The sequence below is a fragment of the Actinomadura sp. genome, assembly GCF_044508335.1.
Lineage (GTDB): Bacteria > Actinomycetota > Actinomycetes > Streptosporangiales > Streptosporangiaceae > Spirillospora.
The window spans coordinates 4,117-16,827 of record NZ_JBIQHY010000144.1; the positions used below are offsets into that span (position 1 = coordinate 4,117).

Consider the following 12,711-nt stretch of genomic DNA (forward strand, 5'->3'; position numbering starts at 1 on the left):
GAGGTCAGCCGCTCGAGCCCGAGCGGCCGCCGCCGTCGCCGCCTCCGCCGCCGCCGGTGCCCCCGCCGCCGCCTCCGCCATCGCCTCCGCCGCCGGTGTCACCGCCGCCGCTTCCGCCGCCTCCGCCGTCCGGCGGCCGGACGGTGGTGGGCGGGCCGGCCGGCGGCGTCGGGATCTCCGGCTCCTCCGTGGTCGGCGGAGGCCCGGACGGCTCGATGGTGCGCGGCGGCTCCGTCCGCCCCGGCGTGCTCGGGCCCGTCGGCCGGTCGTAGCCGCCGCCCGGCCGCATCGACGGCGACCCGAACGACTTGGGCGGGTAGTCCTTGATGGCGACGGCGTCCGTCATGTAGGCGCGCCAGATCTGCGCGGGAAGCTGCCCGCCGTACGCGCCGTACCCGGGGATGTTCAGCGGCTTGTTGTCGCCGCGGAACATCGCGACGGACGTCGCCATCTGCGGGATGAACCCGTTGAACCAGATCGCCTTGCCCTCGTCGGTCGTGCCGGTCTTGCCCGCGACGTCGCGCCCGTCGGGAAGCTGGGCGTTCGTCCCGGTGCCGCCCTGCACGACCTTCTGCATCGCGTACGTCGCGTCCCGCGCGTTCTGCGCGCTGAGCGCCCGGTTCCCCTTCTCGGTGAACGTCCGCTTGTGGTTCTCGTTGTCGGTGACGGACTTCACCACGAACGGCGTCCGGTGCACGCCCTCCGAGGCGAACGTCGCGTACACGCCCGCCTGCTGGACGGGGTGCAGCGACACGATGCCGAGCGGGAACGTGGCGGCGTTCCGCTGCTCCTCGGTCATCTGCGACGCGGGGATGCCCATCTTCTCCGCCATCTCGGCGATCTTCTCGTTGCCGATGTCCCGGCCGAGGTTGACGTAGGCGGTGTTGATGGAGTGCTGGGTGGCGGTGACGAGGTTCACCGTCCCGAAGCTCTCGTTGCTGTCGTTGTGGATGGCATGCCCGGCGAACGTCTGCGGGGAGCTGCCGTCGTAGGTGGTGCCGAGCGACCGTCCGTCCTGCAGCGCGGCGGCGAGCGCGATCGGCTTGAACCCGGACCCGGCCTGCGCCCAGTCGCCGAAGGCGCTGCTCAGCGCCTCCTCCAGGTAGCCGCGGCCGCCGTAGAAGGCGAGCACCTGCCCGGTGGCCGGGTCGACCGACACGGCCCCGGTGCGGATCTTCTTGCTCATCCCGTCCGGGGTGTTGCGCACCACGGCCTGCTTCATCGCGTCCATCAGCCGCTTGTCGAACGTCGTGGTGATCTTCAGCCCGCTGCGGTTGATCTCGTCCTCGCTGTAGCCGCGGCGCTCGGTGAGCTCCTTCTTGGCCACGTTGACCATGTAGCCCTTCTGGCCCTTGAGGACGTCGGTGATCTTCTGCTTGACCGGTACCGGGAACTCCATCGCGGCCGCGTCGGCGGACGTCAGGTAGCCGTCCTGCACCATGTTGCCGACCACGGAGCGCCACCGCTGCTCGGCCGCGGCGCGCTGGTGGCCGGTCGGGTCGGCGAAGTTGCTCGGCTGCTGGATCGCCGCCGCGAGGTAGGCGCCCTCGGCCGGGGTCAGGTCGGAGACGTCCTTGTCGTAGTAGGCGTGCGCGGCGGCCTGTACCCCGTAGGCGTTGCGCCCGAAGTAGATCGTGTTGAGGTACTGCTCCAGGATCCAGTCCTTGGACTTCTCCCGGTCGACCTTCAGCGCGACCATGATCTCCTTGAGCTTGCGGGTGACCGACCGCTCCTTGCCGATGCCGCCGTAGTAGTTGCGGACCATCTGCTGCGTGATCGTGGACCCGCCCTGCAGCTGCTTGCCGGTCACCGTGGACCAGAACGCCCGGGTGGTGCCCTCCACGGACACGCCGGGGTCGTCGTAGAAGCTGTCGTTCTCCGCCGCGATGACCGCGTTGCGGGTGCTCTCGGGGACGCGGTCGAGGTCGACGGCGTCCCGGTTGATGCCGGTCTTCGCGATCTGCGTCTTGCCGTCGGAGTAGTAGAACGTCGGCCCCTGCGCGATCGCCTTCTCCTGCGGGGACGGCACCGGGGTGAACAGGTAGGCGACGGCGAACGCCGCGATGCAGAACCCGATGAACCCGAGCAGCAGGAACAGCGTCCGGCGCAGCAGCCGCGATCTGCGGCTCCGCGGCTTCCCGGGGCCCTTGCCCCCGCCGCCTCCGCCGCCGCGGCCGCCGGGCGGCGGCCCGCCGCGCCGGGGCCGGCCGTGGCCGGACGAGCCGGGCTGTGGCGAGCCGGGCTGTGACGAGGCGGGCATGGTCTTGGTATCACCGGTGACCGGCGCCTCAACACCATCGGACGCCGGTTCCCCGGAGTCCGCACGGGACTCACCTGCCGCCTTGCCGGGTTCCTCCGCCTCGCCCGCATCATCCGATTCGGCGGCGGCCGTTCCGGTAGCGGGCGATTCGACGGCATCGGCGGCGGAGTCGGGTGCTTCGCCGTTCTTATCGCCGTTCTGTGATTTGTTTTGCACGTCCGAGAATTCGGTGTCTTCGATGGATTCTTCGGTGTCCGCGGTCAGCGTGCCGGTCGCCGGTCCGTCCGTGCCGGCCGGTGCCGCTGCCTCGGTGTCCTGCCGGTCCACCTCGGCCGGCCCGGTGGGCGCCTCGCCCTCCGGGGCCTTTTCGCTGTCGCTCACAAGCCCCCCGTGATTAATGCGTTACCGACGATACCTGAGGGGACGCGTGCGCCGGCCGCCCAATGCGCAACCCATGGCCTCCCGATAAGAGGACGGGCAATCCGGTCCGCCGGTTGTCGTGACGCACGCCGCAATGACGACTTTCCGCGAACGCCGAGCGGCGGGGCACCGATCGGTGCCCCGCCGCTCGCACATCGTTTCCGGGCGGCGCCCTCAGGCGCTCCCGCCCGCGCGCGGCCCCGCCGCGCCCGTCCTCACTTCTGGATCTTCGCGAGGACGTCCACGACGAACACCAGGGTGTCGTCGCCCTTGATCTTGGGCGGGTTGCCGTCCTTGCCGTAGCCCTCCTCGGGCGGCAGCACGAGCAGGACGCGGCTGCCGACCTTCGCGCCGGTCAGGCCCTTGTCGAAGCCCGGGATCGTCGCGCCGGTGCCGATCGGGAAGCTCACCGGCTGCTTGTTGTCCCAGCTCGAGTCGAACTTGTCGCCGCTCTTCCAGATCTTGCCGACGTAGTTCACGACGGCGTCGTCGCCCTTGGCCAGCGCCGGGCCGGTGCCCTCGACGAGGGTCTTGACCTGCAGCTTGTCCGGCGCGTCCACGTCCGGGATCGTGATCTTGGGCTCCTTGGCGCCCTTGTCCTCGACCTTCGGCAGGTTCTTGTCGTCCAGCTTCTTCGCGGTGCCCTCGGGCTTCGGGTCCTTCGGGACGGCGGCCTGGATGTCCATGACGAACACCACCGCGTCCTTGTCGGTGATCTGCTGCGGGCTCAGCTGGCTGAGGTCCTTGGACGGCGGGAGCTGCAGCACGACGCGGCTGCCGACGGTCTTGCCGACCAGGTTCTTGTCGATCTCCTTCAGCCCGCTCTTGCCGAGGACGAGGGGCCGGGGGCCGCCCGGCTGCTGGCCCTGCTGCTCCCACGTGGAGCTGACCTTCTCGCTCTTGCTCTTGACGCGCGAGTTCTCGTCGTCCTTGTCCTTCGACCACTTGTAGGTGGCGAACGAGACGTAGGCGGTGTCGCCGTCGGCGAGGGCGCGGCCGGTCCCCTTGATCGGGGTGGTGATCTTCAGCGTCGTGGTCGGCGCGAGCTTGGTGGGGATCTCGACCTCGGGCTCGGCCGCGAACTTGCCGGTCACCTCGATCACCGGATCGGGGCGGTTGACCCACCAGTACACGCCGCCGGAGATCGCCAGTGCGGCCACCACGATCCCGGCGATCATCATCATCCGCCGCTTGCGCGCCTGCTTGGCGGTGAGCGCGGACGGGGCGGACGGCCGGTTCAGCCCGCTGCCCCGCCCGGCGCTGATGCCGTGCGGGGTGAACTCGGGGCTGCGGATGCTCTGGGCGTTCGGAATCTTCGCCTTCGCCTTGACCGTCGGCTTGCCCCGGGGCTTGTCATCCTCGGACATGGTTCCTCACTTGCTCCGGGTTAGACGACATCGCGAACGTGACCACCCTTCCAGGGCCGGGCTAAGCACAGCGTGAAAACCGTGTAAAGGAGGCCGACCCGCAATCTACCGGTCACGCGGGGACCGCGGTGCCGTCCGGCAGGGGACTGGAGAAGCCGCCAGGATATCTCTGCGGGGGGAATGATCCACCCCTCCCGGGTGGCAGGCTGGGGGGATGCGCCTCGCGACGTGGAACGTCAACTCGGTGAAGGCCCGCCTCCCGCGCCTTCTCGCCTGGCTGGACGGGACGGAACCCGACGTCGTCTGCCTGCAGGAGACCAAGTGCGCGGCCCGCGACTTCCCGGCCGGCGACGTCGCGGAGCTCGGCTACGCCGCCGCCGCGCACGGCGACGGCCGGTGGAACGGAGTCGCGATTCTTTCACGGGTCGGCATTGAGGACGTCTCAAAAGGCTTCCCCGGCGAGCCCGTATACGAGGGCGAGGCCGAGGCGCAGGCGAAGCTGACCGAGCCCGCCCTCCTCGTCCCGGAGGCCCGCGCGATCGGCGCCACCTGCGGCGGGATCCGGGTCTGGTCGCTCTACGCGCCGAACGGCCGCACCCCGGAATCGGCCCACTACCGCTACAAACTCGCCTGGTTCGCCGCCCTGCGCGACGCCCTGGCCGACGAGCTGTCCGCGGGGACGCCGTTGATGGCGGCGGGCGACTACAACGTGGCCCCCACGGACGACGACGTCTGGGATCCGTCCGTCTTCGCCGACTCCACCCACGTCACCCCGGCCGAGCGCCAGGCCCTCGCCGAACTGCTCGGCCTCGGCCTCCACGACATCGTCCCGACCCCGATGAAGGGCCCGCACCCTTATACCTACTGGGATTACCGGGCGGGGATGTTCCACAAGAACTTCGGCATGCGCATCGACCTCGTCTACGGGAACGACGCCTTCGCCGAGCGGGTCGACTCCGCCTACGTGGACCGCGAAGCCCGCAAGGGCAAAGGCCCGTCCGACCACGCCCCGGTGGTCGTCGACCTCGGCTAGCCGCCGCGTCGGGCCAGGAGGCGGCGTTTCCCCGCCGAGGGGTCGTCGGCCTGGTCCAGGACGGTGTAGCCGTCCGGGAGAAGCGAGGCGGGCTCGCCGGGGGCCAGGCACCATTCGGCGGGCATCCGCGGCCGGTCGCGGCGGGCCGTCTCGGTGAACGCCTCCCAGGCCAGCAGGCCGCCGGGCAGGACGGCGCCGGCGGCGCGCCCGAACACGGCGCGGTCCCAGAACCCCGTGCACAGGACGAGCGCGTAGCCGGGCGGCTCGGGCCGCCACCGCCCCAGATCCGCCTGGACGAGCGTGATCAGCGGGCCGAGGCCGCGCCGCCGGGCCTCCGCGCCGAGCCGGCCGAGGGCGGTCTCGGAGATGTCCACGGCGGTCACGCGGTGCCCGGCGCCGGCGGCCAGCAGGGCGCTGCCGGACGGCCCCGAGGCCAGGTCGAGCACGGCGCCGTCGGGGAACCCCAGCGCGAGCGCCCGCTCCGCCAGCGGATGGACGGGCGACAGCGCGGGAGCGTCCCCGTACTTGGCGTTCCACCGGAGCCTGTCCGGATGCTCCGCCAGCTCGGGGTCCATGCGGCGACCCTAGCGCCGCTCCGCGATCAGCAGGAGGAACATGGCGGTGGGGAAGCCCTTCCGCCACCACGGGTCGTCGCGCAGCTGTTCCGCCGTGGGGTGCGGCTCGCGCAGGTCGGCGATGACGAATCCCGCGTCTCGGAGCGTTCCAGCGTAGTACTCCAGCGGCCGGAGCCAGCTCGTGATCACCGAGGGGGACTCCAGGCCGTCCACCAGGAACCTCTGGTCGATGCCGCGCGAGGCGAAGTACTCCTCCGCCGGGACGCTGTTCATCGCGCCCTGCTCGGAGTTCTTCACGTAGAAGCAGGGGTGCAGGGTCAGCAGGATCAGCCGGCCGCCGCCGCGCAGCACGCGCGCGAACTCGCCGATGGCGCGGGTCGGGTCCTGCAGGTGGCTGAAAAGGTGGTTGCAGAGGACGAGGTCGAACTCGCCGTCCTTGAGGGGGAGGTCCTCGACGCCGGCGCGGATGAACCTGGCGCCGGGCGAAGGGTGGGACGAGGCGGCGTCGATGAGGCCCTGCGCGGCGTCCACGCCGGTCACGTCCGCGCCCATGGAGGCGAGCTTGCGGGACAGGTAGCCCTCGCCGCACCCGGCGTCCAGCACGCGGAGCCCGGCGCATTCGCCTACGGCGTCGAGGACGGCGGCGTCGGTCAGTTCGGTGCGGTATCGGTCGCGGCCCTCCCTGATGACCTTGACCCAGTACTGCGCGTTGGCCTCCCACCTCTCGCGCGTCAGATTCGCCATGGCTTGCGCCGTGTCCTCCACCGGCTCCCCATTCCTCAGGTGTGCCACGCGGTTCAGGCGGCGCCCTTGAGCCGCCGCACCAGCGTGTTGCAGGTCTGTCTGGTCGTTCTGTTCCGGCAGTCGGCCCCGCGCAGTTCCAGCGCCTGGATCAGCTCGGTGATCTTGCCGCCGAACGCGGGGTCGCGTTTCAGTGCCAGCGGAATGTACGTCGACACCAGGTAGTACAGGTAGGCGTCGTTGTAGACCGCTATCTCGCGCAGCACCTCGGTTGCCGTGTTGCGCAGCGACAGGGAGCTCGGCAAAGTGAAGTCGCTGCTGATCCGGCCGTCTCTGGTGTAGGTCGGGAACGCCCATTCCTCAAGGGCGGCGTACACGGGTGTCGCGTCCAGTTCCCTGCGGTAGCGCTCGGCGAGGTCGAAGTCGTCCGAGCTGATCAGGGACCCCATCACGACGCCGCGCATCATGAACGCGCTCTGCCGCCCGGGGACTTCGAAGCTGAGGTCGGCCTCCAGCTTCCCCGTCACCTTGCTGACCTGGTGCGTCAGGATGTTGAGCGCCAGGATCGAGTGGAACGAGTAGGTCTTGCGGTTCAGCCGGGGCGCCAGGTCGAGGGAGGCGTCGAAGAGCTTCTGCGGGTCCGTCAGCAGCCCGTCGGGCTCGGGCGAGTAGATCGATTCGAGCGCGCGGTCCTGCTCGCGCCCCCAGAAGCGGGCGATGAACGACGACGTCTTCTGCGTGGCCTCCCCGCGCATGATGTGCAGGGCCGCCTCCAGCGCGTTCAGCAGGTGCTGCTGCGCGACGGTGGAGTTCTCCAGGGCCTTCAGGTCGACCGTGAGCCCTTCGCCGTGCAGGTCGCCGATCAGCCCGTCGCGCCTTTTCCGGACGGCGTGCGCCATCGAGTACTCGGCGATTCCCGGAACGGACGACATGAGGCTCTGCAGGGACCGTCCGCTGACCCGGTCGAGCCATTCGGCGTTGTCCCACAGCCGGAAGATCGTGCTCTCGTCGAGGCCGGAGAACGCCGCGACATCGGACATGTTCAGGCCCATGTCCCTGGTGATGTCGGAGAGAGACTTCGGCGCACCGTCCGCTGTCATCACTCGCCCTCGAGGTGGCAATTGTCGACGCTTCGATCCTAGCGAAGCGCCGGCTGCCCGGAACGGGCGATGCGCAGATGTGTCCGTCCCGCCACCGGCGAGCGCGGCCGGCGTCATGGGGCGGCCGGTCACCCGGCGGCGGGGCCGTCCAGGCAGCCCCCGCGCGCCTGGACGGCCGGCGGCCCGCCCGTCATGGCAGCCGCCACTCGTCCCGGACGCCCAGCCCGAACCAGAACGTGGACGTCCCGTTCCTGCCCCGGTGGGTGCCGAAGTCGGCGGCGAGCGCCTTCATCAGCATGAGGCCGCGTCCGTGCACGGACGGCTGCTCCTCCGCCGGACGGGGCTGCCCGGGCGCGGGGCCGCCGTCGGTCACCTCGACCCGCACGTACCGGTCGAGGTGCAGGACGGCGAGCAGGATCGTCCCGTCCCGGCGCGGCCGCGCGTGCAGCACCGAGTTGGTCATCGCCTCGCTGGTCAGCAGCTCCAGGTCGCCGAGCTCGGAGCGGTCGGCGCCGAAGTGCTGGCCGACCAGCTCCCGGACGTAGGACCGGGCGAGCCGCACGGCCGGCGGCGTGGCGGCGAGGTCGATCTCCCCGATGAGCCGGCCGGACGACTTGCCGTTGTTCCAGGCGGACGGGATTCCGAGTTCCAGGGAGGGCGCGGGAACCAGCGCAGGCCCCCCGGACCACGCGTCTGATGGGTTCATGGCGGGGTTGGTTTCACGTCTCCGTGTCGGGCTGTATGCGAACATGTGTTCTCAGGCCAAGTCGAAGTCGGACGTGGAGTGAAACAACACACACTCTTACGCAGCTTGTAGAGGCCAGTCACCGCCCCTTGCGCGCATGCAAGCCCCCTACCGCACCCTGTGTTCATCACCTAGGGCACGCGACCCGTCACCGAGCGGCTACTCCGCGGGGACGCGGCCCCACGCCGAGATCAGCGGGGCGAGGGTGAGATCAAGACCGCCTTCGGCGATGACGGCCAGAAGGTGGTCGATCTCCTCGCTCGTAGCATGCCCGCCCGCGATCAGGCGGTCGCGGACCTGCATTATGGTCGCGGCCTCCAGCACCCCGCACGCGGGCGCCGCGATCGCGGAGTAGGCGTCCGCGCGCACGCCGGTCAGGCCCGCCTCCCGCAGCAGCCGGGGGAGCCTGCGGCCGTAGGCGAGGTCGGCGCCGCGCTCGGCGAGCAGCTTCCGGAACCCCCGCCGGACGCTGTTGGCCAGGCGCTCGTCGGGCCCGCGCTCGTCGGGGCAGGCCAGCGGCTGCAGCGCGGGGTCGGCGTCCTCGACGAGCAGGACCCCGCCGGGGCGCAGGCTCTCCACCATCGTCCGCAGCGCCGCGTCCCGGTCGGCGAGGTGCACCAGGACCAGCCGCGCGTGGACGAGGTCGAACGGCCCCTCGGGCGGCTCGTCCCGGACGATGTCGTGCCGCCGGACCTCGACCGGCGCGTCCCCGAGCCACGACACGTCGATGTCGGTCGCCAGCACGCGCCCGCTGTTCCCGACGCGCCCGGCCAGCCAGGCGGGCACGGACGGCCCGCCCGCCCCGACCTCCCAGCACCGCCAGCCCTCCGCGACCCCGATGTCGTCCATGTGCCGGAACGTCCACGCGTCGAAAAGCTCCGAAATGGCCGCGAACCGCGCCCCCGCCTCGACCTGCCGGTTGCTCAACAGATACTCCACCCCCCGATGATGCCGGTGCTCGCGGCGCGGCGTCACGGGATGAGCTGGGGGAGGAGGGTGTCGCGGAGGGCGGCCAGGGTCCTGGTCTCGGCGGCGGCGGCTTGGACGCGGGCGGCCAGGGCGGCGGTGAACTCGGTGAACCTCCGGGCGGCCGCGTCGCCGGGCCAGGGGATCTCGAAGGCGGCGATGTCGGGCCAGCGGGCGCGCGGCATGCGGGTGCCGTCGCCGACGGCGGACGCGTGGGCGATCACCGCGTCGCTGGACAGGGCCGCGAGGAGCCAGCCCCGGTGGGCGGGGTCCTTCGGGCGGATCACGAGGATGTCCGTCGAGGCGACGCCGTCCACGAACGCCAGCCCTGCCTTGTGGAAGTAGGGGCGGAGCTTGCCGAAGAGGATGTCGCCTGAGGCGAAGCGCCTCTTCGCGCTGGTGATGCTGGACGCGTCGGTCCAGGTCGAGAGCCACATGTGCCGTTTCGGCATGTGTTCCAGGGCGATGTAGTTCTCGGTGCCGGCCAGGTCCGCGGCCGGGACGGTCGACCGGACGAGCTCGCCGAGGTCGCCGATGCGCGTCGAGGTGCGGGGGGCGGACGCGTCGTAGCGGGCGCGGACGAGGGCGTCGGCGCAGGCGGCGATGCGGCCGTTCACGGCGATCTTGTCGTCGAGGGCGCCGAGGGCGGAGGCCGCCGAGTCCTGCTCCGCCCTGGTGAGGCGGGCCGTGGTGAGCCGGTTCAGGATCCCGTGCGTGAGGAGGGGCTGCCCGGAGCCGATGCGGTACCGGTTCAGGCCGAGCCTTCTCAGGAGGTAGTAGACGTAGCGGGGGTTCACTCCTTGTTTCGGGGCGGCGATGATGGCGTTGTCGGTGACCCAGCACGGTTCCGGGCTGTAATGGACGGTGCCGCAGTAGGTGCCCACGCGGCCGACGATGGTGCTGTGGGCGGCGGCGTTGAATTCGCCGGAGGCGCCGATGACGCCGTTGGCCCCATAGGTCCGGTAGGCGGTGCCCGGGGTGGGGTGCGGCCTTCCGTTCGCGAACGTGACGATCTCGCCGAGTGCCACGTCAGCCATTCAGGCGCCCCAGCTCCGCCCGGACGACCCGGTCCAGCCGCGCCGACTCCTCGAAATGCGCGAACAGTTCTTCGGTGAGGCGCTCCACCCTGGCCGCCGGGGGCTCGCCGCCGGTTTCCGCGCGGGCGGTGCCGACGTAGCGGCCGGGGGTGAGGACGTGGTCGTGGGATCTGATCTCGTCCAGATCGGCTGAACGGCAGAAGCCGGGGACGTCCGAGTAGCCGGCGCCGCGCCAGGAGCGGTACGCGCCCGCTATCCGGGCGATGTCGCCGGTGGTGAGGACCCGCTCGGTGCGGTCGGCCATCGTGCCCATGTCGCGGGCGTCGACGAAGAGGACGCGGCCGTCCGCGGTGCGGTCGAAGAACCAGAGGCACGCGGGGATCGGGGTGCTGCGGAAGAGCCGGTCCGGCAGCGCGACCACGCACGACACCAGGCCCGCCTCCAGCAGCGCGGCGCGGATCGCGCCCTCGCTCGACTGCCGGGACGACAGCGAGCCGTTCGCCATGACGACGCCCGCGCGTCCGGCCGGGCCGAGCTTGGAGACGATGTGCTGGATCCAGGCGAAGTTGGCGTTGCCGGCGGGCGGGACGCCATAGCGCCAGCGCGGGTCTCCGGGGTCGCGGTACCAGTCGGACATGTTGAACGGAGGGTTGGCCAGTACGCAGTCGGCCTGCAGGCCGGGGTGGGCGTCCGAATGGAAGGTGTCCGCGCGGCGCAGGTCGCCGGAGATCCCGTGCACGGCGAGGTTCATCTTGGCCAGCCGCCACGTCCGCTCGTTCGCCTCCTGCCCGTAGACGGCGATGTCGGCCGGCCGGCCGCGATGGCTCAGGACGAACTTCTCCGCCTGGACGAACATGCCGCCGGAACCGCAGCACGGGTCGTAGACCCGCCCCTTGTACGGCTCCAGGATCTCGACCAGCAGCCTCACGACCGAGGGCGGCGTGTAGAACTCGCCGCCGCGCCTGCCCTCCGCGCGGGCGAACTTCTCCAGGAAGTACTCGTAGACCTCGCCCAGCACGTCCCGCGCGGTCTTCCCGCCGAAACTGACCTCTCCGATGAGCGCGACGAGGTCGCCGAGCCGCCGCTGGTCGACCCCGGCGAAGATCTTCGGCAGCGCGCCGCCGAGCGGCGGGTTGGCCCGCATGACCGCGTCCATGGCGGCGTCGATCCGCTCGCCGAGGCCGCCGGAGGCCGCGGCGAGGTCGGCCCAGCGCGCCCCGTCCGGTACGACGAAGCCCCCGTCGCCGGACGAGTCGGACACGTACTTGAGGAACACCAGCCCGAGGACGAAGTCCTTGTACTGCGCCGCGTCGACCGCTCCCCGCAGCTTGTCGGCGGCCTTCCAGAGGACATCGTCCACCCGCGTGACTCTAGCGTCCCGGCCGCCGGCACCGATCTTCGCAAATCCACGAACGGTGTGTAATGCACCGGTTACGATCGGCTCCCATGGGAGAGCGGGCACACTACGTGATCAAGGAGGGCGGCTCCTGGGAGCTGTACTACTCCCAGCGGGGCGGGCGCTCCATCGAACTGGACCTCATGCCGGGCCCGGACTACGCGACGCGGTTCGCGAGAGGGCAGCGGCCCGAGGACGGGTGGATGAACGAGTGCGAGTGCGCCGCCGCCGCCCTCGTCGACCTCGGCGAGCGGCGGCTGCTCTGGTACTCGCACCGCATCGGCGACCCCGCCTACCGGGCGGCGGCGCTGGCCGCCATGCGGCGGACCTGGCCGGACGGCTGGCGGCTCGGCTGGGCCTACGACGGGCTCCGCGAGATCGCCGGCGCGGTCGGGCAGGACGAGCGGGGCGTGCGCCGCTGGAGCGGCGTCCCGGTGCCGGACGGCGTCCGCACGCCGGAGCAGTTCATGGCCGCGATGCCGCGGATCCGGCTCGACCCCCGCACCTATCCGCCGGGGTGCGAGCTGCCCCGGGAACTGCCGTTCGGCCCGCCGCCGGTGCGGCCCTCGGTGGGAGAGGACCCGCCGACGCTGATCACGGTCGTGCGGGACGGCGTGACGCGGGCGCACCTGACCGGCGCCGCCGCGTCCATGGTCATCGAGAACGGCGCCGCCTCCCTCGACGCCTACCGCGACTGGCCGCCGGTCACCTCGTGGCCCGTCTTCCCCGACGAGGGGGTCCACCTCGACGCCGACACCCGGACGGCCGGCGTCTGGACGCTCCGCACCCTCGACCGCGCCCTGGACGAGGCCGGCGGCCGCTGGCCCGGCTGGCGGTGGGCGCACTGGCGGGACCGCTACCGGGAGCACCTCGCGCGGGCCGCCGGAGCGATCGCCCTTCCCGAGCCCGACCCGGCGGCCGGCCTCCGGAGGCTCGCCCGGGAGTTCGAGCGGCACCGGAGAGCCGACGCCGGGGCGCGGAGCGCCGCGAGCGTCCGCAGAGCGGTGGGCGTGCTCGCCTCCGCGGCCGAGGCCGCCGACGCCGCCGAGGCCGCCGCGGCCGCCGCGGCGC

Annotated in this window: 11 protein-coding genes; 2 read left to right on the plus strand and 9 right to left on the minus strand. The window is 71.7% G+C overall.

All coding sequences use genetic code 11. The features are described from left to right. Positions 1-4 precede the first annotated feature (4 nt). On the minus strand, positions 5-2,260 hold the full coding sequence (locus tag ACIWVC_RS30850) for a transglycosylase domain-containing protein (protein ID WP_396454906.1): 2,256 nt from the start codon (positions 2,258-2,260) through the stop codon (positions 5-7). A 635-nt stretch (positions 2,261-2,895) separates the two neighbouring features. After that, entirely contained in the window at positions 2,896-4,047 is a 1,152-nt protein-coding gene (locus tag ACIWVC_RS30855; protein ID WP_396454907.1) for an FKBP-type peptidyl-prolyl cis-trans isomerase, read from the minus strand. 214 nt (positions 4,048-4,261) lie between these two features. On the opposite strand from ACIWVC_RS30855, the gene ACIWVC_RS30860 reads away from it, so the two are divergent. After that, entirely contained in the window at positions 4,262-5,080 is an 819-nt protein-coding gene (locus tag ACIWVC_RS30860) for an exodeoxyribonuclease III (protein WP_396454908.1), read from the plus strand. Here ACIWVC_RS30860 and ACIWVC_RS30865 read toward each other — a convergent pair. From ACIWVC_RS30865 to ACIWVC_RS30895, 7 genes are all read right to left on the minus strand, one after another. Further along, positions 5,077-5,655 carry a methyltransferase domain-containing protein gene (locus ACIWVC_RS30865; protein WP_396454909.1) on the minus strand — a complete coding sequence of 193 codons (579 nt, stop codon included), beginning with the start codon at positions 5,653-5,655 and terminating at the stop codon, positions 5,077-5,079. The genes ACIWVC_RS30860 and ACIWVC_RS30865 overlap by 4 nt on opposite strands. A 9-nt stretch (positions 5,656-5,664) precedes the next feature. Then, complete coding sequence (locus tag ACIWVC_RS30870) at positions 5,665-6,399, minus strand: class I SAM-dependent methyltransferase (RefSeq protein ID WP_396451917.1); 735 nt, start codon at positions 6,397-6,399, stop codon at positions 5,665-5,667. 53 nt (positions 6,400-6,452) lie between these two features. Continuing rightward, positions 6,453-7,496 (minus strand): hypothetical protein, encoded by a 1,044-nt coding sequence (locus ACIWVC_RS30875; RefSeq protein ID WP_396451918.1) that lies wholly within the window; start codon positions 7,494-7,496, stop codon positions 6,453-6,455. Positions 7,497-7,686: 190 nt separating this feature from the next. Beyond that, the gene (locus ACIWVC_RS30880; protein ID WP_396451920.1) at positions 7,687-8,202 is read right to left on the minus strand and encodes an ATP-binding protein; all 516 of its coding nucleotides are present in this window, start codon (positions 8,200-8,202) and stop codon (positions 7,687-7,689) included. A 198-nt stretch (positions 8,203-8,400) separates the two neighbouring features. Continuing rightward, positions 8,401-9,180, minus strand: a complete 780-nt coding sequence (locus ACIWVC_RS30885; protein WP_396454910.1) for a methyltransferase domain-containing protein — start codon at positions 9,178-9,180, stop codon at positions 8,401-8,403. 32 nt (positions 9,181-9,212) lie between these two features. Next, positions 9,213-10,244, minus strand: coding sequence for a hypothetical protein (locus ACIWVC_RS30890; RefSeq protein WP_396451924.1), 1,032 nt, complete (start codon positions 10,242-10,244; stop codon positions 9,213-9,215). Next, a complete protein-coding gene (locus ACIWVC_RS30895; protein ID WP_396451925.1) occupies positions 10,237-11,604 on the minus strand; it encodes a type I restriction-modification system subunit M in 1,368 nt (455 codons plus the stop codon). The genes ACIWVC_RS30890 and ACIWVC_RS30895 overlap by 8 nt, the downstream gene beginning before the upstream one ends. Before the next feature lie 86 nt (positions 11,605-11,690). On the opposite strand from ACIWVC_RS30895, the gene ACIWVC_RS30900 reads away from it, so the two are divergent. Then, on the plus strand, positions 11,691-12,711 hold a 1,021-nt coding region (locus tag ACIWVC_RS30900), incomplete at its 3' end, for a hypothetical protein (RefSeq protein ID WP_396454911.1).

Excerpts from the sequence above, each read along its gene's own strand:
- ACIWVC_RS30850 (WP_396454906.1), bottom strand. The coding sequence starts at position 2,260 with ATGCCCGCCTCGTCACAGCCCGGCTCGCCACAGCCCGGCTCGTCCGGC.
- ACIWVC_RS30855 (WP_396454907.1), bottom strand. The coding sequence starts at position 4,047 with ATGTCCGAGGATGACAAGCCCCGGGGCAAGCCGACGGTCAAGGCGAAG.
- ACIWVC_RS30860 (WP_396454908.1), top strand. The coding sequence starts at position 4,262 with ATGCGCCTCGCGACGTGGAACGTCAACTCGGTGAAGGCCCGCCTCCCG.
- ACIWVC_RS30865 (WP_396454909.1), bottom strand. The coding sequence starts at position 5,655 with ATGGACCCCGAGCTGGCGGAGCATCCGGACAGGCTCCGGTGGAACGCC.
- ACIWVC_RS30870 (WP_396451917.1), bottom strand. The coding sequence starts at position 6,399 with ATGGCGAATCTGACGCGCGAGAGGTGGGAGGCCAACGCGCAGTACTGG.
- ACIWVC_RS30875 (WP_396451918.1), bottom strand. The coding sequence starts at position 7,496 with ATGACAGCGGACGGTGCGCCGAAGTCTCTCTCCGACATCACCAGGGAC.
- ACIWVC_RS30880 (WP_396451920.1), bottom strand. The coding sequence starts at position 8,202 with ATGAACCCATCAGACGCGTGGTCCGGGGGGCCTGCGCTGGTTCCCGCG.
- ACIWVC_RS30890 (WP_396451924.1), bottom strand. The coding sequence starts at position 10,244 with ATGGCTGACGTGGCACTCGGCGAGATCGTCACGTTCGCGAACGGAAGG.